Origin of the sequence: Chryseobacterium salipaludis (assembly GCF_022968825.1) — a bacterium.
Lineage (GTDB): Bacteria > Bacteroidota > Bacteroidia > Flavobacteriales > Weeksellaceae > Kaistella > Kaistella salipaludis.
On sequence record NZ_JALHKS010000003.1, the window covers coordinates 89,188 to 115,015 of the forward strand.

At 44.2% G+C, this 25,828-nt stretch carries 23 protein-coding genes and 1 tRNA gene; 10 read left to right on the forward strand and 14 right to left on the reverse strand.

All coding sequences use genetic code 11. The features are described from left to right. The first annotated feature begins 57 nt into the window (after window positions 1-57). Together MVI27_RS05925 and MVI27_RS05930 are read left to right on the forward strand one after the other, a co-directional pair. Window positions 58-570, forward strand: a complete 513-nt coding sequence (locus MVI27_RS05925) for an FKBP-type peptidyl-prolyl cis-trans isomerase (RefSeq protein ID WP_246959890.1) — start codon at window positions 58-60, stop codon at window positions 568-570. An 84-nt stretch (window positions 571-654) separates the two neighbouring features. Continuing rightward, window positions 655-1,710: a peptidylprolyl isomerase gene (locus tag MVI27_RS05930; RefSeq protein WP_246959891.1), complete on the forward strand. Its 1,056-nt coding sequence runs from the start codon at window positions 655-657 to the stop codon at window positions 1,708-1,710. Between the two features lie 384 nt (window positions 1,711-2,094). On the opposite strand, the gene MVI27_RS05935 is transcribed toward MVI27_RS05930, so the two are convergent. Continuing rightward, entirely contained in the window at window positions 2,095-2,925 is an 831-nt protein-coding gene (locus tag MVI27_RS05935; RefSeq protein WP_246959892.1) for an ion transporter, read from the reverse strand. A 56-nt stretch (window positions 2,926-2,981) separates the two neighbouring features. Between MVI27_RS05935 and MVI27_RS05940 the strand changes: the two genes are divergently transcribed. Beyond that, window positions 2,982-4,079, forward strand: coding sequence for a Nif3-like dinuclear metal center hexameric protein (locus MVI27_RS05940; protein WP_246959893.1), 1,098 nt, complete (start codon window positions 2,982-2,984; stop codon window positions 4,077-4,079). 3 nt (window positions 4,080-4,082) lie between these two features. Beyond that, on the forward strand, window positions 4,083-4,862 hold the full coding sequence (locus MVI27_RS05945) for a zinc ribbon domain-containing protein (RefSeq protein ID WP_246959894.1): 780 nt from the start codon (window positions 4,083-4,085) through the stop codon (window positions 4,860-4,862). Between the two features lie 54 nt (window positions 4,863-4,916). Here MVI27_RS05945 and MVI27_RS05950 read toward each other — a convergent pair whose 3' ends face one another. Beyond that, window positions 4,917-6,122: a pyridoxal phosphate-dependent aminotransferase gene (locus MVI27_RS05950; RefSeq protein ID WP_246959895.1), complete on the reverse strand. Its 1,206-nt coding sequence runs from the start codon at window positions 6,120-6,122 to the stop codon at window positions 4,917-4,919. A 92-nt stretch (window positions 6,123-6,214) separates the two neighbouring features. Between MVI27_RS05950 and rsmG the strand changes: the two genes are divergently transcribed. The 3 genes from rsmG to MVI27_RS05965 are packed head-to-tail and all read left to right on the forward strand — an operon-like array spanning window position 6,215 to window position 10,084. Beyond that, window positions 6,215-6,844, forward strand: a complete 630-nt coding sequence (rsmG, locus tag MVI27_RS05955; protein ID WP_246959896.1) for a 16S rRNA (guanine(527)-N(7))-methyltransferase RsmG — start codon at window positions 6,215-6,217, stop codon at window positions 6,842-6,844. 40 nt (window positions 6,845-6,884) lie between these two features. Continuing rightward, on the forward strand, window positions 6,885-7,304 hold the full coding sequence (locus tag MVI27_RS05960) for a hypothetical protein (RefSeq protein WP_246959897.1): 420 nt from the start codon (window positions 6,885-6,887) through the stop codon (window positions 7,302-7,304). Window positions 7,305-7,363: 59 nt separating this feature from the next. After that, the gene (locus tag MVI27_RS05965; RefSeq protein ID WP_246959898.1) at window positions 7,364-10,084 is read left to right on the forward strand and encodes a PD-(D/E)XK nuclease family protein; all 2,721 of its coding nucleotides are present in this window, start codon (window positions 7,364-7,366) and stop codon (window positions 10,082-10,084) included. 28 nt (window positions 10,085-10,112) lie between these two features. Here the strand turns inward: MVI27_RS05965 and MVI27_RS05970 are convergent, their stop codons facing one another. The 5 genes from MVI27_RS05970 to era all read right to left on the reverse strand — a co-directional run bounded on the left by MVI27_RS05970 (window position 10,113) and on the right by era (window position 16,052). Then, window positions 10,113-11,291 carry an acyl-CoA dehydrogenase family protein gene (locus tag MVI27_RS05970; RefSeq protein ID WP_246959899.1) on the reverse strand — a complete coding sequence of 393 codons (1,179 nt, stop codon included), beginning with the start codon at window positions 11,289-11,291 and terminating at the stop codon, window positions 10,113-10,115. A gap of 61 nt (window positions 11,292-11,352) precedes the next feature. Beyond that, on the reverse strand, window positions 11,353-11,856 hold the full coding sequence (locus MVI27_RS05975; RefSeq protein ID WP_246959900.1) for a hypothetical protein: 504 nt from the start codon (window positions 11,854-11,856) through the stop codon (window positions 11,353-11,355). A gap of 346 nt (window positions 11,857-12,202) precedes the next feature. Further along, window positions 12,203-14,599, reverse strand: a complete 2,397-nt coding sequence (locus MVI27_RS05980; RefSeq protein ID WP_246959901.1) for a S9 family peptidase — start codon at window positions 14,597-14,599, stop codon at window positions 12,203-12,205. A gap of 100 nt (window positions 14,600-14,699) precedes the next feature. Continuing rightward, window positions 14,700-15,131 (reverse strand): DoxX family protein, encoded by a 432-nt coding sequence (locus MVI27_RS05985; protein ID WP_246959902.1) that lies wholly within the window; start codon window positions 15,129-15,131, stop codon window positions 14,700-14,702. Window positions 15,132-15,173: 42 nt separating this feature from the next. After that, window positions 15,174-16,052, reverse strand: a complete 879-nt coding sequence (era, locus tag MVI27_RS05990) for a GTPase Era (protein WP_246959903.1) — start codon at window positions 16,050-16,052, stop codon at window positions 15,174-15,176. 157 nt (window positions 16,053-16,209) lie between these two features. Between era and ku the strand changes: the two genes are divergently transcribed. Together ku and ligD are read left to right on the forward strand one after the other, a co-directional pair. Continuing rightward, window positions 16,210-16,998: a non-homologous end joining protein Ku gene (ku, locus tag MVI27_RS05995; RefSeq protein ID WP_246959904.1), complete on the forward strand. Its 789-nt coding sequence runs from the start codon at window positions 16,210-16,212 to the stop codon at window positions 16,996-16,998. After that, window positions 16,998-19,559, forward strand: a complete 2,562-nt coding sequence (ligD, locus tag MVI27_RS06000) for a DNA ligase D (RefSeq protein WP_246959905.1) — start codon at window positions 16,998-17,000, stop codon at window positions 19,557-19,559. Before ku ends, ligD begins: the two co-directional genes overlap by 1 nt. On the opposite strand, the gene MVI27_RS06005 is transcribed toward ligD, so the two are convergent. The 6 genes from MVI27_RS06005 to MVI27_RS06030 all read right to left on the reverse strand — a co-directional run bounded on the left by MVI27_RS06005 (window position 19,556) and on the right by MVI27_RS06030 (window position 24,846). Continuing rightward, entirely contained in the window at window positions 19,556-20,323 is a 768-nt protein-coding gene (locus MVI27_RS06005) for a class I SAM-dependent methyltransferase (protein WP_246959906.1), read from the reverse strand. The genes ligD and MVI27_RS06005 overlap by 4 nt on opposite strands. After that, window positions 20,323-21,132, reverse strand: coding sequence for a type I methionyl aminopeptidase (map, locus tag MVI27_RS06010; protein ID WP_246959907.1), 810 nt, complete (start codon window positions 21,130-21,132; stop codon window positions 20,323-20,325). The genes MVI27_RS06005 and map overlap by 1 nt, the downstream gene beginning before the upstream one ends. 24 nt (window positions 21,133-21,156) lie before the next feature. Then, window positions 21,157-21,588: a BT0820 family HAD-type phosphatase gene (locus tag MVI27_RS06015; RefSeq protein ID WP_246959908.1), complete on the reverse strand. Its 432-nt coding sequence runs from the start codon at window positions 21,586-21,588 to the stop codon at window positions 21,157-21,159. 63 nt (window positions 21,589-21,651) lie between these two features. Next, the gene (locus MVI27_RS06020) at window positions 21,652-22,629 is read right to left on the reverse strand and encodes an acyl-ACP desaturase (protein ID WP_246959909.1); all 978 of its coding nucleotides are present in this window, start codon (window positions 22,627-22,629) and stop codon (window positions 21,652-21,654) included. 109 nt (window positions 22,630-22,738) lie between these two features. Then, window positions 22,739-24,268, reverse strand: a complete 1,530-nt coding sequence (gene gpmI, locus MVI27_RS06025; protein ID WP_246959910.1) for a 2,3-bisphosphoglycerate-independent phosphoglycerate mutase — start codon at window positions 24,266-24,268, stop codon at window positions 22,739-22,741. Between the two features lie 62 nt (window positions 24,269-24,330). Further along, complete coding sequence (locus MVI27_RS06030; protein WP_246959911.1) at window positions 24,331-24,846, reverse strand: GNAT family N-acetyltransferase; 516 nt, start codon at window positions 24,844-24,846, stop codon at window positions 24,331-24,333. 90 nt (window positions 24,847-24,936) lie between these two features. Here MVI27_RS06030 and MVI27_RS06035 point away from each other — a divergent pair, with 90 nt between their 5' ends. Next, a complete protein-coding gene (locus MVI27_RS06035; protein WP_246959912.1) occupies window positions 24,937-25,632 on the forward strand; it encodes an SIR2 family NAD-dependent protein deacylase in 696 nt (231 codons plus the stop codon). A gap of 38 nt (window positions 25,633-25,670) precedes the next feature. Here MVI27_RS06035 and MVI27_RS06040 read toward each other — a convergent pair. After that, window positions 25,671-25,743: transfer RNA gene (locus tag MVI27_RS06040), tRNA-Met, on the reverse strand. Between the last annotated feature and the right edge of the window lie 85 nt (window positions 25,744-25,828).

The window sequence follows — 25,828 nt, forward strand, 5'->3', positions numbered from 1 at the left end:
CGGGTTTTTGCCCGGCTTTTTTCTGTCATACAATTAGAAATGCGTATTTTCGCATCAATGATCAAAAAGTTTTTTCCTGCGGTAGTTTTTTTTATGATGGCCTGCACCAAGCATGCCACCGTACATCCGCCTGCAGAGCGAATGTTTTCTCAGGAAGATCTGCAAAAATCCGGTCAGCGCACGCGACAGCTGAATGAGTTGGAGCGCGCACAAATTTCAGACTGGATCAAGGGCCAAAATACTCGTTTCGTTGCGTTGCCAATGAGCTATTGGTCCGATCTCGAAGATTTGCCTGGCAGAAATTTACTTTCAAATGGTGAAACGGTTTCGTACGAATATTATCTTTATGATTTTGATTACCAGCTGCTGAAGCAGCAACCTGTACAGAATCAAAACGTTGTGTTCGGCCGTTTCGAGGAATTAAAACCGGTAGAAGACGCGCTCCGCAGAATGAAATCCGGTGAGGAAACTACCTTGCTGGTTCCTTCCTCATTAGCCTTCGGGCCCGATGGTGACGGAGATCAGATCCCGGGAGATCTGCCGGTGATCATTAAACTAAAAAAGCTGTAAACAAAAACTAAAATGACAGGAAAAATGATCCTTGCTGCAATAGCAGCGACAATGATAACAAGTTGTACCCCAATTTATAAAAAGATGAACGTAGACAAAGAAACTTACGCAGGCCTTTCGGATGGCTTGTACGCAAACCTTCAAACTTCCAAAGGAAATATGATTGTGAAGTTCGAGGAAGAAAAAGCACCGGTGACGGTTGCTAATTTCATCGGACTGGCCGAAGGTAAAATACCCAATAAAGCAAAAAGCAAAGGAGTTCCGTTTTATGACGGTACCATTTTCCACCGCGTGATTAAGGATTTTATGATCCAAGGCGGAGACCCGAAAGGCACCGGCATGGGCGATCCGGGTTACAAATTTGAAGATGAAAAAAATGACCTGCAGCACACGGGCAAAGGAATCCTTTCTATGGCGAACTCCGGGCCGAATACCAACGGATCACAATTCTTCATCACAGAAGTAGCGACGCCGTGGTTGGATGGGCGCCACACCATTTTCGGAAAGGTAGTTCAGGGAGAAGATGTCATCGATGCCATTGCCAATGTGGAGAAAGGTCCGCAGGACAAACCAAAAACGGATGTAGTTCTGGAAAAAGTGTCAGTATTTGCAAAAGGTGACCAGTACAAGAACTATGATGCTGCTAAAACTTTCGAAGAAGGAAAGAAAAACATCGCTGCTCATAACAAAGCAATGACTGAAAAAATTGAAGCGGAGAAGAAACGTAAGGAAGAAGAATTCGCTGCCGCGCAGGCTAAACTGGTAGAAGATATGAAGGCCGGGATGCAGTCAACACCGTCCGGTTTGCATTATCGTATTACCACTGCAATCGAAGAGGGCAAGAAACCACAAAAAGGAGATATTGTGTCCGTGCATTATGCCGGTAAACTCGTGAACGGTACGGAGTTCGACAGTTCTTTCAAGCGCAATGAACCTATTGAGATTCCGATCGGTATGGGCCGTGTAATTGCAGGCTGGGATGAAGGCATTATGCTGCTGAAAGAAGGAGAATCTGCCACGTTCCTTATTCCATCGGAGTTAGCATACGGATCCCGTGGTGCAGCCGGTGTTATTCCACCAAATGCGTGGTTGATCTTTGATGTTCAACTCGTGGAAGTGAAAGATGCCGCTACGAGATAGAAATATTACCGCCTGGTAAATGAATGCCACTTCAACAAAGTGGCATTTTTGTTTTTGTACACTTAATTACTTTTAATTAATGACAAGAAATATTTTGGGTGATTTCACCGCGAAAAATAGTTCATATTTAGTTTACATTTGTATTAGCAAAAATGAAATACATGAGCAACAATTACCAATTGCTTTTTATCCGTAAGCGGTCATAATGAATTATTAAGTAATAAACTTCTTCATACTGTTTCCTTTCAAGATCTTCGGTTACGGGTAAAAACTAATAACTACAAGACCAATGATGTTGTTCTGTTTAAAGAATACATCAATCCCTTGAAATCGACAAAACACAAATGATGGGAAACAACTAAGGTGCAGCGATGCACCTTTTTTTTATGAAACGATACGTTCTCCGCAGATTTTGCAATACCGCGCATTATCATCCACATCTTCATTACCGCAGCGCGGGCACACCTTTTCGAGATTCTGTCGCTTGTTCCGCATTTCCGCAGTTACAATTCCGGTCGGTACCGCAATGATGGAATAACCGGCCAGCATCAGTAAAACGGAGAGGAATTTGCCCAGTGGCGTGCCCGGCGAGACATCGCCATAGCCAACGGTCGTTACGGTGACTACTGCCCAGTAAATGCTTTGCGGAATGCTTTCAAAACCCTCGCGGTGGCCCTCCACCATGAACATAAGTGATCCAATAATCACTGAAAATATAACAAGGAAGAGCAGGAAAATATAAATCTTCCGGGAGCTGTTACGGATGGCACGGACAATAAAATAGCCGTCATTCATAAAGTCCAGCAAATTTAAAATCCTGAAAATCCGCAACATCCTCAGCATCCGTATAATCAGGAAGTACTTCGTAATCGGGAAGAAGAGGCTGAGATAGAAAGGAAGTATCGCCAGGAAATCAACTATCCCGAAAAAGCTAAAAATGTAAGATTTTTTATTCTTTAGCGTGACGATTCTTAAAACATATTCCACCGTAAAAAACAGTGTGATGATAATCTCCAGAATTACAAATGTAAGATGGAGCTTGGCATCGAATACCTGCACACTTTCCATCATAACAATGAACGTGCTAAGCATGATGAGCAGCAACAAAAGAAGGTCAAAAAGTTTTCCTAATTTTGTGTCAGACTTGAATATAATCCGGAATACCTGCCGTTTCCACTTGGTGCGTTCCGGTATAAAATTATGTTCTCTTTCCATAAGCAGGCTGGCGTGCCGGTCAGTTTTTAATCATAATAATTTACAAACATAAACAAATGACGGTAAAAGAGGTAACCGCCGAACTGCGTAACCTGATCCCCACAGCAAATGCTGAACCTTATGATAATGTTGGTCTCCTGTGCGGGAACCCTGAGCGGCAGGTCACCGGGATCCTGGTATGTCACGACGCGCTCGAAAATGTAGTGCAGGAAGCTATTGATAAAAAGGTGAACATGATTGTCTGCTTTCATCCCATCATTTTCAACGGTTTAAAAAGCATTACAGGAAAGAATTATGTGGAACGCGCTGTACTTCTTGCGCTGGAAAATAAAATTGCGATTTATGCGGTGCACACCGCGTGGGATAATCATTATTTCGGTGTGAACCACCGGATCTGTGAAAAGCTCGAGCTGCGCAACCATAAAATTTTAATGCCTAAGGAAGGCAGTATTCAGCTTTTGGAGGTTTTCGTTCCGAAGGACCATGCGAAGAAAGTTCGTGAAGCGTTGTTTTCTGCCGGTGCTGGCCAGATTGGTTTTTATGATCAGTGCAGTTTTTCCCTGAAAGGGAGCGGCACTTTCCGGCCGTTGGAAGGAGCTGATCCGTATTCCGGAACCGTTGGCGAACGCGAAAATGCGGACGAAGTACTGCTTTCGGTTGTTTTCGAAAAATACAAAAGTGCACAGGTGGTACAGGCAATGAAACAGGCACATCCGTATGAAGAGGTAGCGTATCAGTTAATTTCACTGGACAATGACAATCAGTTTCTTGGCTTGGGTCGCTATGGGGAACTGGCAGAAGCGATGGAAGAAGATGACTTTTTAAGCTTGGTTAAAAATACATTCAATCTTTCAGTAATTCGACACAGTGCCGGTAATGGCAAAAAAATTAAAAGGGTAGGCATGCTGGGTGGCAGCGGTGCGAGTGGAATTTCTGCCGCACTTGCCATGAACTGCGATGCATATTTAACCGGAGATTTAAAATATCATGATTTCTTCCGAAGCGAAGGCCGGATGCTGCTTTGCGATATCGGCCACTTCGAGTCGGAACAATTTGTAACTGAGCAGCTGGTTGATTTATTGTCGCAAAAATTCACTACATTTGCAGTCTCAAAATCTGCTGAGAAAACCAATCCCGTTAATTATTTTTTATAAAATATGGCTAAAAAAAACGTAGAAATTTCTGTAGAAGATAAGCTTCGCGCTTTGTACGATCTGCAAATCATTGATTCCAGACTCGATGAGATCCGCAGCACCCGCGGTGAACTGCCAATTGAGGTGGAGGATCTGGAAATTGAAATTGAAGGCCTGGAGAAAAGAGCTGAAAAGTTTCAGAATGAAATCAAGTTGCAGAATGATGAAATCAATACTAAAAATGAAGTCATCAACCATGCCAAATCGCTGATTGAAAAGTATAAAACCCAGCAGGATAACGTAAGAAATAATAAAGAATTCGAATCTTTGGAAAAAGAAATCGAGTATCAGGACCTGGAAATTCAGCTGGCAGAAAAGCGCATCAAGGAATTCGGTGTTAAAATTGAACACAAAAAAGAAACCCTGGATGAATTGCTGGCAAAAATTGACGATCTGAAAACACACCTGAAATTTAAAAAAGAGGAACTGGATACTTTGGTGGCTGAAACTCAGAAAGAGGAAGAGTTTCTGACTGCTAAATCTGAAGAATTTGCTAAGAATATCGATGCCAGATTACTTGCTTCCTATCAGCGCATCCGCAAGAGCTCTTTGAACGGGCTTGCAGTAGTTGGTCTGGAGCGTGGTGCGCCAAAAGGTTCTTTCTTTACCTTGCCTCCGCAGAAGCAAATGGAAATTGCGCAACGTAAAAAAATCATTATCGATGAGCATTCAGGAAAGATTCTGGTAGATGATGATTTGGTAAATGAGGAAACAGAAAAGATGAAAGAAATCATCAAATATTAAACTGATGTTTCAATAAATAAAAACGGCTGAAAATTTTTCAGCCGTTTTTTGTTCTTATAGTTCGGTAATGGTTGCTTTTTCAAGCAGTTCTTTTATTCGTTTTAATGCTTTGCGCAAATCTTCTTCAGAGGTTGCGTACGAGAGGCGAATGCAATTGCCGTTTCCAAAGGAATTTCCGCCCACCGTTCCGACAAAGGCGTTTTCCAGCAGGAACATTGCAAAATCATCCGCTGTGCGCATTTCAGTTCCGTTAATTTCTTTATTTAAATAAAAAGAAATATCAGGAAAAAAGTAAAATGCAGCCTGCGGATCATTTACTATAAAACCGGGAATTTCCTGCAGCAGTTCATGAACCAGGTCACGTCTTTTTTTGAATGCGTCAATCATGAACTGATAAGTTGAGCGAGGATATTGCAAAGCGGTAATAGACGCTCTTTGCGCCACCGTGTTCGGGCCGCTGGTCATTTGTCCCTGGATTTTCTCGCAGGCGCTTGCCAGCCATTGCGGGCACGCGGAGTATCCGATGCGCCAGCCGGTCATGGCAAATGCTTTAGACATTCCGTTGATCACCGCCGTCTGTTCGTACACCTCAGGAAATTCCGCAATGGACGTGTGATTGCCGTCGTAATTAATATATTCATAAATCTCATCGGAAATAATGGTAATCTGCGGATGTTTCGCCACCACTTTTGCAATGGCTGCCAATTCCTCGCGGCTGTAATAACTTCCGGAAGGATTGCAGGGCGAGCTGTATAAAATCGCTTTCGTCTTTGGCGTAATGGCTGCTTCCAGTTGTGCGGCGGTCATTTTGTAATCATCCGCGATTTCTGTTTTCACTACGACCGGTTTGCCGTCCATCATTTTCACCATCTCTTCATAGCTCACCCAGAACGGTGCGGGGAGCAATACTTCATCACCTTTATCAATAATTGCTGCCAACACACTTAAAATAGACTGTTTTGCGCCGTTGGAAACACAAATTTGTTTGGCGGAATAGGAGAGGTTGTTGTCGCGTTTTAATTTATGGCAAATGGCTTCCCGCAGTTCCAGAAATCCCGGCACAGGCGAGTAGTGGCTGTAATTTTCGTTAATAGCTGTGATCGCTGCATCTTTTATGAAATCCGGCACATCAAAATCCGGTTCACCGAGTGTAAGGCTTATAACGGGTTTTCCTTCCGCACGCAGTTCGCGCACTTTGTTGCTCATGACGAAGGTTTGCGAAAAACTCAACCGCTGCAGCCGTTCAGAATATTTATTCATAGGGAATTTAAAAACCACAAAGGTAGCAGAATTAGAAGTTACAAAGGCGAGATAAGCATCGCTTTCCGTACTTTTGCCAAAAAGAATTTTGCATGTCCGTCACTTTAATTGAAAAATATTTTCCGAACCTGACTGATCACCAGCGCGAACAATTTGCCGCGCTCGAAACTTTATATGATGACTGGAATGAAAAGATTAATGTCATCTCCCGTAAGGATATGGACTCGCTCTATGAGAAACATATTCTTCATTCGCTTGGTATCGCAAAAGTGATGGAATTCGCGCCAGGCACCAAAGTGCTGGATATCGGAACGGGCGGCGGTTTTCCCGGCATTCCTCTGGCGATATTATTTCCGGAAGTTTCCTTTACACTAGCCGACAGCATTGGGAAGAAGATTACGGTGGTGCGCGAAGTAGCTGAAGCTGTTGGTTTACAAAACGTGACACCAGTTCACACGCGCGCAGAGCAAATCAAAGATCGTTTTCATTTTGTGGTGAGTCGCGCCGTAACCCAAATGCCGGTATTTCTGCGTTGGCTGCATGGCAAATTCGAGAAAGAGCAGTTCAACCCGAAACACAATGGTATTTTATATTTAAAAGGAGGCGATCTCGCAGAAGAACTGGCCGGTTTGCGTGCCGAAATTTTTCAGCTCACCGATTATTTTGATGAACCCTTTTTTGAAACTAAAAAAGTAGTATATTTATCTAAAGGAAATATTTAATTCTTTGAATGCGTTACGTTTAACCTGTAAAACCGGCGATATGAAAACTTATATTTCTTCTTTTCTGACTATTACTGCAGCGGTGGCATTGTTATTTTCTTGTAACGAGCGGGATGAGGAGCACCTCATAACGGACGTGCAGCCGGTAGCGATCGACAGCGTACGCGTTGCACAGGACACGATGAACGTTTTTGATATCCAATTCATCCGCACGTATTCAACTTACGCCGGAAATTGCGAGGGTTTTTATGGATATGATTATCTGCACACCGACGTCAGAAACCGCCAGGTAGTTTCCTATAAATATAAAACGAAGGCAAACTGCACCGAGCCAACGGTACTCGCCTCACAAATTAATTTCCGCCCGCAATATACCGGTAATTTTATTTTCCGATTCTTTAATGGTAAAGATGCAGCCGGCGAAAACCAGTGGATAGAGCGTAAAATCCACGTCCGTTAACTGTACTTTTATTATTTAATATACAGTTTTACATACCCAAAAACTGTATTTTAGCTTTTATGAAATTCCTTGAAAATATCATAGCTGAACTGCGCGCTCAGAACGGCGACCTTTCTCATTTTGTGCTGGTAATGCCGGGCAAAAGACCGGTTATTTTTCTGAAAAAAGTTCTCGCCGAACAACAATATTCAGGGATTTTACCTTTATTTTTCACCATCGAGGATCTGCTGCTGGAAATCAGCGGTAAACAGTTGGTGCAGGGAATCAGCCTTTGGTTATTTGCTTTTGAGGTTTATAAAGAACAACAACCGTCTGAAGAATTTTCTTCCTTCCTTAAATGGTTTCCCACCGTTGTCAGCGATTGGGACGACATGATGCAGTTCGGCGAGTCAGACGAAAAAGTGCTGGACCACATGCTTGCAGAAGAACGCATCAAAAACTGGTCGGAAACACTGGGATTTGAGGATCAGTCTTCCACGGCAAAACACATTAGTTTCTGGCGCAGAATGAAATCCTACCTGCCCGCGCTTAAAGAAAAGTTGCAGGAAAGAAACTGGGCGACCATGGGAATGATCCACGAAACAGTGCGTGCTGAGATTCCTGCCTTTGCGGACCGTATTATTAATAATTATGTTTTCTGTGGTTTTAATGCCATAGCGCCGGCAGAAAAAATGCTGATTCGGGAATTAATGCAGCGCGGAAAAGCGCAGTGCTTTTTTGAAGCAGATGAATACTACATCCGGGACGAGCGACAGGAGGCGGGGCAGTTCCTGCGGGAAATGATGACCTGGAAGGAATTCAATCCATCGCGGGAATTTAAATGGCTCAACAATGATTTCGCCGGACATAAAAACATTTGCGTTTATGAAACATCCGGTAATATTTCGCAGGCGAAAGTGCTGCCGGAAATTTTTAAAAATACGGATGATCCCGGTTTTAACCATACCGCTGTCGTGCTGCTGGATGAGAACTTGTTGCCCGCTTGTCTTGATTCCTTATCAGATGTGGAAAAGCTGAATATTACGATGGGGTTTCCACTGAAAAATCTGTCTTTCAGCAATGCCATCCGTCAGTTGTTTTACCTTCAGAAACAACTCGAAAAAAACGCACAGGTATATTATTATACCGATGTTCTCGCTGTGCTGGACGAATTTCCCAATACGGACGAAGATCAGCTGATCATTAGTCAGTTCAAAGCCTTGCTCGAGGAGCGGAATCTGGCCTACATTCCCGCGCGGCTGCTGCACGAGCAGCTTGAAAAACTTTCATACAAAGTTCTTCTTGAAAAAGCAGCGTCCTCGCTGGCTTATCTGGACCTACTGACGAACTTTTGCTTCCAACTGAAGTTCCGGCCACTTGACGATATCTTATATGAAAATGTATCACTGTTTGAGAAAAACCTGAAAGTGATCCGCAATCAGCTGACTCCCTATCATATTTCACTTTCCATGGAAACACTGGAAGTCCTCTTTACTTTCCTTGTTAATACAGAAGTGATCAACTTTGAAGGGGAGCCGCTGCAAGGCCTGCAGCTGATGGGTCTGCTGGAAACCAGGTTGCTTAACTTCAAAAATGTGATTCTGCTGTCAGCGAATGAGGGCAAACTGCCACCGGGAAATAGCCTGAATTCGTATCTGCCTTTTGCAGTACGCCGGCAGTTTGGACTGCACACTTTTTTGGACACTGACAGCATTTACGCGTACCATTTTTACCGCTTGTTACAGGGGGCTGAAAATATCCATATTCTATATAACGCTTTGAGCAGTGGAACCAGTACCGGCGAACAAAGCAGATTTATCACTCAGCTGGAAATAGAAGATAAACACCACACACTGGAGCATATCATAGTTGAAAACACTTCGAAGCCGGTGAGTGAATCTTTGATGAAGATTGATAAAACACCTGCAGTCCTGGAAAGGTTAGGTGAATGGCAGCAGAAAATATCAGTTTCCAGCCTGACTTCTTATTTATATAATCCAGTCGATTTTTACTTAGCGCGCGTGCTGAAACTGCGCGAAGGTACCGAAATCGAAGAGCAGATTTCTCAGCGCTCGTACGGCACGCTGGTTCATTATGCCTTGGAAATCATTTATGAAAAATTAAGCGGTAACATACTGCAGGAAGAAGACCTGAATATTTCAACACTGCAATTGTCTGCTATTATTGACCAGGCAATTGTGAAGATGTCTCATGATTTGGAACATTATCGCCGCGGAATGAATTATATTCATCGGTCGGTGGCTGAAAGGGTCGTCCGGATGATTTTACAATACGATCTGGGGCTCATCAGATCTGGTCGCCAATTGGAAATTGTCGGCATTGAAAAAGAATTCAGACAAGTTCAAATGCCGCTTGAGAATGGTGGGCCAGTCGCCTTCACAGGATTAATGGACAGGGTAGACCGCCTGGATGGCCAGCTGCGGATCATTGATTATAAAACAGCTAAAATCGGTAAGCTTGAGATTAAAGAAAGTAAAAACTCGGACGGCGAAGCACCACAGTATTTTCTGAAAGATGAAATGAAGCAAGCCATGCAGTTATCTGTGTATGCTTATGCGGCGTTGCAGGCACCGGACTTTAAAGCATCGACCGTTCAGTGCGGTATCTGGAGCTTTGCCAGCGCTTCTGCGGGGCCGGCCTGGCTGAGCTTATCGGGTGAAGAAAAGGTTAGTAAAGAATTGGTAGCGGAACCGATGCGATCCGTTGAAGTTTTAATCAATGAAATATTAAATCCTGAGCTTTCATTTGAAGAAAGGGTCGCGTTAACAGCTAACGCATAAAAAAAACCGCTCTGAGCGGTTTTTACATTTAAAAAGCATTAATGCCGGTAATATCCATGCCAGTGATAAGCAGGTGAACATCGTGTGTTCCTTCATAGGTAATCACCGATTCCAGATTGGCAGCGTGGCGCATCATTGGGAATTCTCCCATGATTCCCATTCCGCCCAGGATCTGACGCGATTCGCGTGCAATGTCAATCGCCATTTTCACATTATTGCGTTTCGCCATGGAAATTTGTGCAGGTGTGGCTTTTCCATCATTTTTCAAACGGCCTAGTTGCAGGCAAAGCAATTGTGCCTTTGTGATTTCCGTCAGGAACTCCGCAAGTTTCTTCTGCTGCAGCTGATAGGAAGCGATCGGTTTTCCAAATTGTTTCCTTTCAAGTGCGTATTGCACGGCGGTACAATAGCAATCGATCGCCGCACCAATCACGCCCCAGGAAATTCCATAACGCGCAGAGTTCAGGCAGGAGAGGGGACCCTTCAGGCCGGTCACGCCGGGCAGCAGATTTTCTTTCGGAATCTTTACATTATCAAAAACAAGCTCACCTGTTTTCGAAGCACGGAGCGACCATTTGTTGTGCGTTTCCGGTGTAGTAAATCCTTCAAAATCGCGTTCCACAATAACGCCCTGCACTTTTCCATCCTCGTTTTTGGCCCAGACCACGGCAATATCGCATACCGGCGAATTGGTAATCCACATTTTCGCGCCATTAAGCAAATAATGATCACCCTGATCGCTAATGGTGGTTTCCATCGAACCCGGATCTGAACCGTGATTCGGCTCTGTTAAACCGAATGACCCGATAATTTCACCGGCTGCCAATTTCGGCAGGAAACGTTTTTTTTGTTCCTCAGTTCCATATTCAAAAATAGGGAACATGACCAACGAACTCTGAACGGAAGCAGCAGAACGTACGGCAGAATCGCCGCGCTCGAGTTCCTGCATAATCAGCCCGTAGGAAATCTGATCCAGTCCGGCGCCGCCGTATTCTTCAGGAATATAGGGGCCCAGCGCTCCGATTTCACCAAGTTGTTTCATGAGGCCCGGAATATCGCGGTGCTCCTGTGCTGCTTCATCAATCTGCGGCATCACGGCAGATTCAACCCAGTCACGAACAGATTGGCGGATCAGCAAATGTTCTTCAGTGAGAAGAGATTCAATCCCATAATAATCCGGAACTGAATTTAAGTTGTAATAAGACATATTAATATTTTGGCTTAGATAATAAGGTGTAAACTATTATATTATAGGGATATAAACAACTTTACTTCAAGTGTTTTTCTACCATTTCACAGTCGGCAGATGAAAGGCTCATGCCGTTATATGTTAGTTTCGAAGGGGATTTGTACGTGCTTTTATATCCTTCTGAATTATGGTCGCCGATGCCTTCAATCAGGTTTCCTTCTTTTTGCAGGAAATAAATTTCTCTTTCAGATGTGGTCCCTTCAGCTTCGAAAGTATAATTCAATTTCAGCGTATCACCGTTCTTAAACCCGATCACGGTACCGTGCGAGCCGTCTTTTTCGAAATTTTGATATTTCATTGCGCCAGTAATGGTACCTAAATTATCTTCCAATGACAAGAATACAGAGTCTTTCTTAACAACGCTCATATAACAAGTCTGATTAGTGGATGAAGCGCGTGGCTCATTGGTTTCAGGAATTACAGTGGAATCTGTAGCCGGTGTATCATTAGATTCAGTTGCGGTTTTTTTCTCACAAGCAGTCATCACCAGAGCGACAGTCAGTACAGCAAAAACTTTCTTCATAAAAAATTGAATTGTATTGATTGGTTAAAAATACCATTTTTTTAGAAAAGAATCGCAGTTACCCATGTTGATAATGTTATCTGGTCGAGTAAACTAATCAGATTTCGAAGTGTACCAGTTTCAGAAAGCTAACACCTTATACCAAGTACAAGTGATCATAGGTTAGATCTTATTTTGACGTAATTAATCAATATACAAAAGGTCCTATAATTTATATTATGTTAAATAGGATATTTTTCAACCTTTCAACAGGCAGACCTTTAGTCAGAATATCAAGCTTTCTCTTCACAGTAACATTTCTATAAGAAAACCTCCGCTTTGCAACGGAGGCTTTTCAGATTACATATTAGTTCTTAAGGCACTTCTCCAGAAACTGATCCTGTTCCCAAAGCGTGTGCAAAATATTTTCCTTCGCCGCATAACCGTGAGATTCTTTCGGCAATAACACCATACGCACCGGTGCGCCCAGATTTTTCAGCGCCTGGAAATAACGCTCGGTCTGCAAGGTAAATGTTCCCGGATTATTATCGGCTTCCCCGTGAATCAGCAATAACGGCTTTTTCATTTTATGCGCCTGCATGAATGGTGACATGGTGTTATAGATATCCGGCACGTCCCAGTAGTTTCTCTGCTCACTCTGGAATCCAAATGGCGTAAGCGTCCGGTTATACGCACCGCTGCGGGCAATACCGCATGCATAATCATTGGAATGCGTCAGCAGGTTCGCTGTCATAAAGGCGCCATACGAATGTCCGCCTACTGCTACTTTGTTACGGTCGATATAGCCCATTTTATCCAACGCGTCGATCGCAGCCCGTCCGTTTGCAACCAGTTGCGGAATAAAGGTATCATTAGGCTCTGCTGTACCTTCTCCGATAATCGGGAAAGAAGCGTCATCCAACACGGCATATCCTTTTGTTACCCAGTAAATAAATGAACCATAGCTCGGGAAAGTGAAATCATTTGGGTTTTGGGTATTTTGTCCGGCCGTGTCTTTATTCTTGTACTCCCGTGGATAGGCCCAAATCAATAAAGGCAGCTTTTCTGTATGGTTTTTTCGGTCATAGCCTGCCGGCAAGTACAGTGTTCCCGTTAGCTCTACTCCATCATTCCTTTTATAGGTAATCACCTCCTTGTAAACATCTTTGATACTTTCAAAAGGATTGGCGAAATTCGTGATTGCCGTGGCCTTTCCATTTTTGATATTTCTGATAAAATAATTTGGGTACTGGCTCGCAGACTGCTCAACCACCAAAGCATTTTTTGCGTCCAGGATATCTACAATACTTTCTTTGGAATTCTTAAGCTTAGAGGTATATACTCTCTTTTTCGTAAGATTCCCGAGATTGATCTGCTCGATAAACGGAAATTGGCCGTCCTTGGTAAAACCGGCACCAATCAAGGTAGCTGTATTGTTCTTAAGGTCCACCACTTTACGTCCGAATTCATTTTTACTTTCCACGAATTTACCCGGATCGCTGTACACATCCTGATAGTTGCGGTCTTCAATCAGCCTTGACGTTCCGTTTTTAAGATCTACCAGATATGATTTTGTGTTACGGGTATCGTACCAGCTGTCGGAAACTATCGCGTAATTGCCATTGGTCCAGTCAATTCCGCTGTATCTTTGTTTAGTTTTAAAGAAACCTTCGGGCGCAGTAGTAAAAGGCGCTTTCCACTGGAACAGTTCATCGCGGTACTCAGCAGCTTTCGATTGGTCTCCCCCATCCAGTGCTTCAGCATAAACCAGGGTGGCCGGCTGATCATCGCGCCAGGTCATATTTCTTTTCCCGGTGCGTACGCTGGAGAAACCTTTAGGCATAATCTCGTTAAGCGGCATTTCATTTACTACTTTCACCAGATTTCCGGCGGCATCGTACACGGTACTGGTCATTGGGAAACGATTCAGCGGCACAATATAAGAGTATGGTTTTTCTATCGTTGTCAGCATCAGGTACTCACCGTTTGGCGAAAAATTAACTGAAGTATAGATCGCTGCCTCTTTAAACTGCTGCATATTACCATTCAGATCCACTTTCACCAATTCTGCTTTGGCAAGGGTTTCAAAATTAGCCTCATCCTGCGGGTTTTTCAGCAAATCCTGATATGTCCTGTTTTGCGAAACTTTTCCGTCCGAAGTAGAAACGGTCGGTCCCTTCGGAAGTTCGCTCTTTTCATCAATCAGTTCTGCACGATTGGCAGGAATTTGTTTTACAATCAAATGCTTACTGTCTGCCATCCAGGTATACGGGCTGCCCAAATTTGCATTTAAAGGCGCAGAGGAAACTTTTCTGGCATTTTGTGTTGCAAGATCAACTACATAAAGATCAACGGACTTGCTTCCGGTGTGCGTGAATGCCAAAGTATTCTCGTCCGGAGAAAAGGAAAGATAAGCAATCCGCGGATTTGCCGGCAGGCCTTTCACCTGCATTTCCGTTTTATCTTTCAACCTGCGGAGCTTCAGATTGTTCACGTAAGTCAGTGTGCTGGAAATATTAGTTACCGGATTTACTCTTAAGCCTGCCAGCTTCATTTCTTCCTGATTTAAATCTTCGAGCGATTTATAGGTATCGCGGTACGAAAGCACCATCCAGTCGCGGTTACTGTTCATAAAAACAGACGGTGCGCGTTCAAAATCAGCCAGCTTCATAATTTCCGCCGACGGCTTCTGATACGTAATGTTCTCTTGTGCACTGGCAAAGCCCAGGAAAATAAGGGCAATGGCAGTAATTGATTTTCTCATGTATTCTTTTTTCGTAAAAATAGTATAAATGTGCAGTCCAAACAAGTGTTTATAAAACGAAAAAACCAGCAATAGTGCCGGTTTCTTTATTATTAGGAAATTACCAACGTGTTTCGCGCCGCTTCATCAGCATCTGATCGACGGAATATTGTAAAGGGCCCACGGTAAAGATAAGCAGATAGATCACAAAGTACAGTAAACTGGATTCCCGAACGGAAAACGCGTCGGCGGCGTGAGCGCCAAAGGCAGCAACCAGCATAGTCACCATTAATAAAAGTGCAGCCGGCCTTGTAAACAAACCGATGATTAAAAGAAACGACGCCACAATCTCCACGATCAGCGCAAGAAGCATTGTTGCGCCTGCGCTCAACCCAAGAAATTCATAAAAATTGAATGGTCCGCCGGACATATATTTTTCCAGCTTTGGAAGGCCGTGCAGCAGAATCATAGAAAAGCCGATAAAAATCCGCACCAATAAAATCACAAAATTGCTCATCGCCGGATACGTACGGCTGTGATATAAAAATTTCATTCAGATTATTGCTTTTTAAAAGTTTACACTAGCCGGATGCTGCTATCGGTAACCAAAATTTTTCAGATCGCGGTCATTTTTCCGCCAGTCTTTCTTTACTTTAACAAAAAGATTCAGATGAATTTTTTTATTAAAGAACTTTTCCAAATCCAGACGTGCTTCGGTACCCACTTTTTTGATAGCTTCTCCTTTGTGGCCGATAACTATTCCTTTCTGGGTTTCCCGCTCCACATAAATAATGGAATCTATGAAAATAATTCCTTCCTTTTCCTTGAACTGCTCCGTAACTACTTCCACCGAATATGGAATTTCTTTTTCATAATTCAGCAAGATCTTCTCGCGGATCGCTTCGTTGACGAAGAACCTTTCTGGTCGGTCGGTATACATGTCCTTGTCATAATACGGCGGGTTTTCCGGCAACATACTTTTGAGTTTTGGCAGAATAACTTCGGTATTAAAACCGGTCAGGGCAGAAATCGGTAAAATCTCGGCTTTCGGCAGACGCTCGTGCCACTCCTCCATCACTTTTTCCAGATCTTGCTGGTTAGAGGCATCTATTTTATTTATTAAAATAAGCACAGGCACCGGAATTTTGTTCAGCTTTTCAATCAGGAAGGCACTCGGTTCAGCGCGATCGGTAATATCCACTATGAATAAAAAGACATCGGCATCCTGCAATGAATCTTTTACAAAATCCATCATCTTTTCCTGCAGGCCATATTTTGGGTCGAGCACCCCGGGGGTATCCGAAAAAACAATCTGGACATCCTCTTCATTATAAATCCCGAAAATACGGTGACGAGTTGTCTGGGCTTTTTGAGTAACAATGGCGAGCTTCTCTCCCATCAGCTGGTTAAGCAAGGTGCTTTTTCCGGCGTTGGGTTTTCCTACAATATTTACAAATCCTGCTTTGTGAGACATATTAAAAATTAAATAACACGGGTAATGTGGCTGTACTCACGCAAAGTTAAGATTTTACTTTGGTATTCCGTTCAATAGCAACAGATGTACAACTTTATAATTAAAATTTGCGCAGGCACAGTTATTTCATGGTCATTTTCAATTAAATACCACCATTATGAAGGCAATCTGGAACGGAGCCATCGGTTTTGGGCTCGTAAACATCCCCGTAAAAATGTATTCTGCTGTGGAAAGCAGCAACCTGGAACTGCACATGCTCGACAAAAAAGACCTGGCACACATCAGATATAAGCGCGTGAATGAAGACACCGGTGCCGAGGTGAAATATGAGAATATTGTCAAAGGTTATAACCTTGATGGCAAATATATCGTGCTTGATGAAGAGGATTATGCCGCCGCCAGCCCCGAGAAATCAAAGATATTTTCGATCGATGAATTCGTGATGGAGGATGAAATTGATTCGGTGTATTTTGAAGTACCTTATTTCCTTGAACCTCAGAAAAACGCGGAAAGTGCGTATTATCTTTTACTGAAAGCTTTAAAAGAAAGCAAGCGTGCCGGCGTGGGAACTTTTGTGATGCGCGATAAGGAAGTCCTGGGAATGATCCGGCCGTACCAGGATGATATCCTGATTGTGAACCGGTTGCGGTTTGCGCAGGAAATCCGGGATTACAAGCAATTAAAACTGCCTCCGAAGAAGGAACCTAAGGCAGGTGAACTTAAAATGGCTATTTCGCTGATTGAGCAGACTTCGGAAACATTTAATCCGGCGGCCTTCCATGACACCTACGCGGAAGATTTAATGAAAATTATTAAAAGAAAAGCCAAAGGCACGCACATTAAAAAAGTGGAGAACGAACCGAAAGAAAGCGGAAAAGTGGTTGATTTGATGGCTCAGCTAAAAGCAAGTCTCGAACATTCAAAAAAGAATAAAAAAGTATCCTGATGAAGTCACTGGACGAATACAATCGCAAAAGACGGTTTGATGAAACGCCCGAACCGGAAGGAGAAAAAGCGGACGCCGGTGGAAAACTTGTTTTCGTGGTGCAGCGCCATTCCGCGACCCGGCTCCATTACGATTTTCGGCTGGAAATGGACGGCGTTCTGAAAAGCTGGGCCGTGCCGAAAGGACCTTCGCTGGATCCGCATGATCGACGGCTGGCAATGATGACCGAGGACCATCCGTATTCTTATAAAGATTTCGAAGGCAGTATTCCCGAAGGAAATTACGGTGGCGGCGAAGTGGAAATTTGGGACCATGGGACTTATGAACCCATAGAACCTAAAGCCGGTAAATCAGACGATCTGGTGATGCGTCATCAGTTGCATTGCGAATCGCTTAAATTCAGAATGCACGGTAACAAACTGAAAGGGGAATTTGCGCTCGTTAAAATTAAAAATGGCAAAGATGATAATGCCTGGCTTCTTATTAAACACAAGGACGAATACGCGGAAGAACCGTACGACGCGGAAGATCATACTCCCAAAAATTCAAAGGTAACCGAACGGGAAAATGCGCGCCCATCTAAAAGAAGAAAGACCGTAAGTAAAGAAAAAACAACCGATCCTTTTAAGAAAAAAACAGCCATTCTGCCGGACGGCGAGAAAAAAGTAAAGGACTTCATTGTACCGATGCTGGCACAGACCGCTTCTGCGCCATTCGATGATCCACATTGGGTCTTCGAAATCAAATGGGATGGTTACCGCGCGATTGCTGAAAAACGCGGCGAATCATTGCTGCTCTATTCGCGGAACGGACTTTCCTTTCTGGAGAAGTTCGGCAAAGTAACCGAAGCCTTGCAGGAACAGCCTCAGGAAATGGTGGTAGACGGTGAGATTGTTGTTTTTAATAAGGAAGGCAAGCCGGATTTCCAGGCATTGCAGCAAATTATGGATCACCCCGAGGCACCAGTTGCCTATCAGGTCTTTGATTTACTGTGGTTGAACGGCCACTCCACGGAGAACCTGACCCTACTTGAAAGAAAAGAATTACTGAAAGAAGCACTCGTGGAAAATGAGGTTATCCGGTACTGCGAACATGTGCCGGAACAAGGCAAAGAATTTTATGAGCAGCTGGAAAAAATGAAACTGGAAGGCATGATGGCGAAAAAAGCAAACAGCACCTACGCCGAAGGTTCACGATCCGCTGACTGGCTCAAAGTGAAATTCGAAAAAACAGAGGACGTGATTATCTGTGGTTTTACGGAACCGAAAGGATCGCGCGAAATGTTCGGAGCCTTAATCCTCGGCACATACCGCGACGGTGAACTGGTGTACTGCGGTCATGCGGGAACAGGTTTTTCTGCGGCAAAGCTTCACGACCTCTATGATTGTTTTAAACCGCTGATTACGGACCGGTTGCCCTTTGATAAAAAGCCTAAAACCAATACGCCGGCCACCTGGCTGAAACCTAAATTGGTTTGTGAAATTAAATATACAGAAGTAACACAGGATGGTATATTCCGGCATCCGGTATTTATTACTTTAAGAAAAGATAAAACTGTGGAAGATATCCGGAAGACAGACACAGAAGTGATACAACCTGACGAAAGAAAAACCTTAAAAAGACAAAGCAGTATGCCCGATAAAAAAATTGAGGACGGAAAATTAAAGGCCGGCAAGCAGGAAGTGAAAATTACACACGCTGACAAAATTTATTTTCCGGATGATGAGATTACCAAAGGAGACGTGATTGAATATTATCAGTCGGTGAGTAAATATATTCTGCCTTATTTGAAAGACCGTCCGCAATCGCTGCATCGCTTTCCCAATGGCATAAAAGGTTTAAGTTTCTATCAAAAAGATGCCGGCGACGATGCACCTTCCTGGATGGATACGGTGTCCGTACACTCGGAGTCAAATGATAAGGACATTACCTACATGATTTGTAATACAGCAGCGGACCTGGCGTACCTCAATAATTTAGGCTGCATCGATATCAATCCCTGGAATGCGACCAAGCAGGAACCGGAACATCCGACTTGGCTGGCCCTGGATCTGGATCCATCAGATAAAAACAGTTTCGATGATGTCATTGAAACCGCGCAATGTGTAAAAGAAATATTAGATATCGCTAAAATAAAAGGCTACCCGAAAACTTCAGGGAGCACCGGCATCCATATTTTCATTCCGATGGGAGCGCAATATACCGCCGATCAGGTGAAAGATTTTGCCTTACTACTGATGGAACGGGTAATGGCAAAACTTCCCAAAATAACTACGCTTGAACGTAATCTCAAAAAGCGCGACCCCGGTAAAATTTATCTCGATTATCTGCAGAACAGAACCGGCCAGACACTCGCAAGTGTGTACAGCATCCGGCCACGTGCCCACGCCCCTGTTTCGATGCCACTCGAATGGGACGAAGTTAAAAAAGGACTGCTCCCAACTGACTTTACCATTGCGAATGCTTTGGATAGAATCAAAGAAAAAGGAGATCTGTTTAAACCTGTCCTGGGCAAAGGAATTGATATGCTGAAAGCGCTGGAGAACCTGGGTGCGGATTAAGGTTTGCGAACCACCGGTAAAATTTCATCAGCAATTAAGCCAAAACGCTTTTGCTCTTCAGTACTGAACTGCCGGGAATAATATAAAGTTTCTACCTCAAAACCCGCGTCGGCTAAACGTGTGAAATAATCCATTCCATACCACCGGACATGGTCATATTGGCCAAAGTGCTTCTGTCGTTCTTTCGGATCGGTAATGGTGAAGTCTTCGTATGTTTCCTGATTTGCATTTTTCAGCGGAACCTGCAGAATACCCCACCCGCCGGTACGCAGGACGCGGTATAATTCGCGCATGGCTTGATGGTCGTCTTCGATATGCTCCAGAACATGATTGCAAAAGACCACATCAAAACTGTTATCCTCGAAAGGCAGATCCAGCAAATCAGCTTTCACATCAACGATAGGTGAAAAAAGATCGGCTGAAATGTAGTCAAGATTGGGTAATTTCTTGAATCGCCTTAAAAATTCCTGTTCAGGTGCAATGTGCAATACTTTAAGCGGTCCGCTGAAAAAATCAGTTTCCCGCTGAAGATACAACCACATTTGGCGGTGCCGCTCGAGGCTCAGTGTGCCGGGTGAAAGTGCATTGAGCCTTTGTTTGCCGTAGCCGTACGGCAAAAATTTTCGATACGATTTTCCGTCAATTGGATCGGTGAAACGGTTTCCTTTAAAAAAAAGATAAATCAGCGGGCGCAGCCAGATGCTCAGCCGGATCAGCAAAGGACGTGGAAACGTATTGAGCAGTATGCCGGCGGCTTTCTTCATTAAAAGTCTAAGGTGAAAGGATCTTCCTCATCGCTCACAATACCAAGCGCGTCATAGATATATTTAAAAGTAGAAAGCAACACCGGTTTTCCGCCGATGATGCACACATCGTGCTCAAAATGCGCGGAAGGAGAATTATCGAGTGAAGTTACCGTCCAGCCATCTTCGTGGAATTTTACTTTTTCAGTACCGAGATTCACCATCGGTTCAATGGCAAGTGCAATTCCGTCCTTTAAGACTTTACCACTTCCTTTCCGGCCATAATTGGGAACCTGCGGGTCTTCGTGCATTTTGCGGCCCAGCCCGTGTCCTACCAGTTCGCGGACAACGCCGTAGCCATGCTTTTCATTATATTGCTGTATGGCAAAGGAAATATCGCCCACCCTTTTGCCGCGGACGCATTGCTCAATTCCTTTATACAAAGATTCCTTGGTGACCTGCAGTAATTTCTTTACTTCAGGCGCAACTTCGCCGACCTGAAAAGAATAAGCGTGGTCACCATAAAAACCGTTCATATACACGCCGCAATCAACCGATAGGATATCTCCTTCCTGCAAGGGTTTTTCGTTCGGAATTCCGTGCACCACTTCTTCATTTGGTGAGATACACAAATTGTTAGGGAAACCATACATCCCCAGAAAAGCAGGTTCGCCACCGTGATCACGGATGAATTCACCGCCGAGACGATCCAGATGTAAAGTGGTGACGCCGGGCTTGATTTCAGCCGCCAGCATACCGAGCGTTTTGGAAACCAGCTGTGCACTTTCGCGCATCAGCCGAAGTTCTTCTATTGTTTTTAGTTGAATCAAAATACAGAGGAGTTTAAAAAGGTGTTACCAGAACAGGCCTCTCTTTTTTTCTTTTTTTAATTTGGAATAAGCCAAGACTTCCTGGCCATCCACACGGAACTCAATGCGCTGTTTGATGATATTATAAATCTCACCCCAACCCGGAAAGCCGCCCAGGTTACGGTCATCAATAAATAAATCTGCGTCAATTTTTCGGCTTGCCTGGCTGTGGTCAAAAATTTCACCTTCGAAGCTGGAATTCACTGCGTAAAATTCCACGCCATTTTTGCGGCAAAATTCTACGGCTTCATCCAGCGTTTTTCCGTGACGATAGGTCCAGAGAATTAATCGGTACCCTTCGGACTGCAGTTTGCGCAGCGTTTCAAACGCGAAAATTTTCGGTTTTCCGATGCCCGGATACGCGTCATCCACCACCGTTCCATCAAAATCAATCGCAAGTTTCTTACTGTTAGTCATTTGTTTTCAGCATTCAGTTGCGCAAATATAATAAATTTAAAAGGCCTTTTTCAAGGCCTTTATTTAAGATTTTACCCATTTAAACTGATACTGCAGATCGGGTGTTGCAATACGGTCTGTGATTCGCTGCAGCCGAGCCGGCAGCTTCACCAGATATTCCTGAGCCTTTTGTGCTTTTTCATTCAGGCCGGTAATATGTTCAATTTTCCAGTCTTCCAACAGCACTTTCAGAATGTTGATATAATCCTGTCCGGTGTACACCATTGCACGCTGCGCCGCGTCCGAAAAATGTTCCCAAAGTTCTCCTGCCTTCTGGCCGGATTCACGCATCAAATGTGCCGGCATGACAATCTTTTTACGCATCATATCTTCGAAGGCCAGCATCATTTCGGACGGATCCAGTTCAAAGATTTTGGTAACGAAATGCTTGTATGCTTTGGCGTGGCGTGCCTCATCCGCGGCGATCACACCACACATGCGGGATAACTTTGTGTTGCCGGTTTGCTTGGCCAGAGAACCTACGCGGCGGTGCGAAATATTCGTGGCTGTTTCCTGAAAACTGGTATAAACAAAGTTCCGGTAAGGATCCATCGAGGTGCCAAGATCGAAACCATCCTGAATCAGATATTGAGTAGTGATCTCCACTTCGCGCATGTTTACGCGTCCGCAGAGATATAAATATTTATTCAGCAAATCACCGTGGCGGTTTTCTTCTGCCGTCCAGCTGCGCACCCACTGCGACCAGCCACTGCGCTCTTCCTGATCAACACCGTCAATTCCCATAATCCAGGACTCATAGCTGGGCAGCGCTTCCTCCGTAATACAGTCGCCAATCAGCGTTACGAAAAGATCATAATCCATTTCGCGGGCGAAAGTCTGGAGTTCTTCCACGTCATATTTAAAACTCTCCGCCGAAGGATCCGGCAGGAAATCAGTGGGCTGCCAGATTTTTTCAACGGGCGTAAGATATGAGTTAATGAAATCTTCCACGTTCTTTCCAAGCGTGCGCATGACTTCAATCCTCATTAATTTATTGTACATCAAGTAATTTTTATGTTGTTGGCAAATATAATTTAAAATAGTATTCTATACATAATTAATGCAGCGAAATGCCGTACAGAAGGCAAATATTATATTTGTTTAAGAAAATTTAACTCGCCAGCACTTCTCCGTCCATTTCTTCAGGTGCGCTGATTCCCATCACTTTTAATATAGTTGGCGCGATATCGCCCAGTTTTCCCGGTTTGAGGTTCCAGGCCCTGTCTTTATCCATCACAATAAGCGGTACCAGGTTGGTGGAGTGCTGTGTATTTGGTGTGCCATCTTCGTTCATCATTACATCCGAATTTCCGTGATCCGCTAATATAAAAACGGCATACCCGTTCTCATAAGCAGCCTGCGCTACCTTGCCAATACATTCGTCCACGGTTTCCGCCGCTTTCACTGCCGCTTCGAAAACGCCGGTATGTCCCACCATATCGGTATTGGCAAAATTGAGACAGATAAAGTCTGAAGTTTGTGCTTCAATTTCCGGAAGGATTTTTTCGGTTATATCATAGGCAGACATTTCGGGTTTAAAATCATAGGTAGGAACATCTTTGGGACTGGGGCATAAGATGCGCTTCTCCCCATCAAACGGCTCCTCTCTGCCGCCCGAAAAGAAGAATGTAACATGGGGATACTTTTCCGTTTCAGCGACCCGAATCTGCGTTTTACCATTTTCAGCCAATACTTCGCCCATGGTTTTCTGCAGTACATTTTCATTAAAGACCACATGCAAATTGTGGAAATCCTTGTCGTAGTTTGTCATGGTCACAAAATACAGGCGGTACGGATTCATGCCATATTCCGGAAAACTTCGTTGGGATAAAGCCTCGGTAATTTCGCGCCCGCGGTCAGTGCGGAAATTGAAACAGAAAACGACATCATCAGGTTCAATCCTTGCCATGGGCAGGCTGCCATCTCTCAGACAGATAATAGGTTTCAGAAACTCATCAGTAATTCCTTCATCATAAGATTTCTGAATAGTTGCCAGAACATCACGCGTATTTTCTCCGGCACCGTGCATCATCGCATCATAGGCCAATTTAACTCTTTCCCAGCGTTTATCGCGATCCATGGCGTAATATCGCCCCGTGACGCTTGCCAGCTTACCGGTGGTTTCGCACATGTGATCCATAATCTCGGCAATGAATCCTTTTCCCGAATGCGGATCGCAGTCGCGGCCATCGGTGAAAGCATGAACGTAAACGTTTTCACGCAGACCTGCTTCGCTCGCGGCCGTCAGTAAACCTTTGAGGTGGTTGATGTGAGAATGTACACCGCCATCGGACACAAGACCAATGAAATGTACCTGCTTGCCATTCTTTAATGCATAGTCAAAAGCTTCGGTGATCACGTTTTCCGTGCCGAGTGTCGCATTTTCAACAGCCATATTCAGTTTCACCAGGTTTTGATAGACTACCCTGCCGGCACCCAGGTTCATGTGACCCACTTCTGAATTTCCCATCTGCCCGAACGGCAATCCCACGGAAATGCCGCTGGCCTCCAAAGTGGTGTGTGGAAAATGCTGATAACAGGAATCAATAAACGGAGTATGTGCCTGGTCGATAGCGGATACGGCCGGGTTTGTGCCGATGCCCCAACCGTCCAAAATGGCAAGTATAGCTTTCTTTGACATTTTTAAATTTTTGTTGACTTACAAATTTACGAAAATTGACGCGGGTAATTTTCAGACTTACCTTATGAAAACAATATCTTCTCGAACGCCAGTCGTTTTTTGCCGCGGATCCGGATCGTGCCGCAGTGTGTGTATCCCAGTTTCTCAAAAACGCGTTGCATGGCAGGATTATCATAACTGGTATCTACGCGAATGCTCGGTAATTTCTTTTCCAAGGCAACGGATTCCAGGTCTTTCATAACCTGTGTGGCCAGGCCGCGGTTCAGAAAACTTGTGGAAACAGCAATACGATGGATGACCAAATAGGATCCATCGGTGAGCCACGCACCTTCAATATCAATATAATCCGGATCTGGCTGATCAATAGCCGCTGCATAGGCCGCAACCTTACCTTCCTGCTGCCAGATTTTAGCATACCCGTGCGTCATATCGTTTTGGATAATTTCACGGTTCGGATAACCATCCTGCCATTGCTGGCTCCCTTCTTCACGACGCCGTTCGATGGCAGCGTCAAAAATCTCCCAAATTGCATCAAGTTGTGAGATCGAGGCAGAAGTCATTATAAAGTTAGGAGTCATCGTCGGTTTATTTAAACACAAATATAAGCATCGTATATTCTTTGCGCCTACCTCCATGTTTAATTTAATCCCTATATTTCCTTAAAAAAGATGAAGAAAAAACTAGTCGCACTCTCCGGTGCCGGTATTTCCGCCGAGAGTGGCGTACGTACATTTCGTGATGCCAATGGTTTGTGGGAAAATCATGATATTAATGAAGTGGCAAGTCCGGAAGGCTTTGCACGCAATCCGCAACTTGTTTTAGACTTTTATAACGCGCGGCGCCGCCAGTTGCTGGACGTGGTTCCGAACCGTGCACATGAAATACTGGCGGAGCTTCAGTCAGATTTCGATGTGCAGATTATTACCCAGAACGTGGATGATCTTCATGAACGGGCGGGCTCGCGAAATGTCCTGCATCTGCACGGCGAACTTTTGAAAGCAAGGCCTGTGGACCGGCAAACAGATATTATTACCTGGAAGAAGGATTTAAATCTAGGCGATGTTGACAAACGCGGAAAACAGCTGCGGCCGCATATTGTTTGGTTTGGTGAAATGGTCCCTGAAATGGAGAATGCACTAGAGCTGGTTGGGCAGGCAGATATTCTGCTGGTCATCGGCACATCGCTTAATGTTTACCCGGCAGCCGGCTTGGTTGACTACCTTACAAATCAGGCAGATTTATATGTGATTGACCCGGAACTTCCGGCGCGTTTTAAAGAAAGCGATCGTTTTATGACTATGAAAGCAACAGAGGGCATGGTGAGGTTTCGGAAAATGGTCGTGAATTCTGGCTTCAATGTATAACAAAAAAGAGAACCACGTGTGTGATTCTCTTTTAGTAGTAGCGGGGACACGACTCGAACGTGCGACCTCCGGGTTATGAGCCCGACGAGCTACCTACTGCTCTACCCCGCGGTATTGTGATGCAAATATACAGCTATTTTCTTACACTCCAAATTTTCCGGTGAAATTCTTTTCTCATTTTAATTTTTAGTAAATT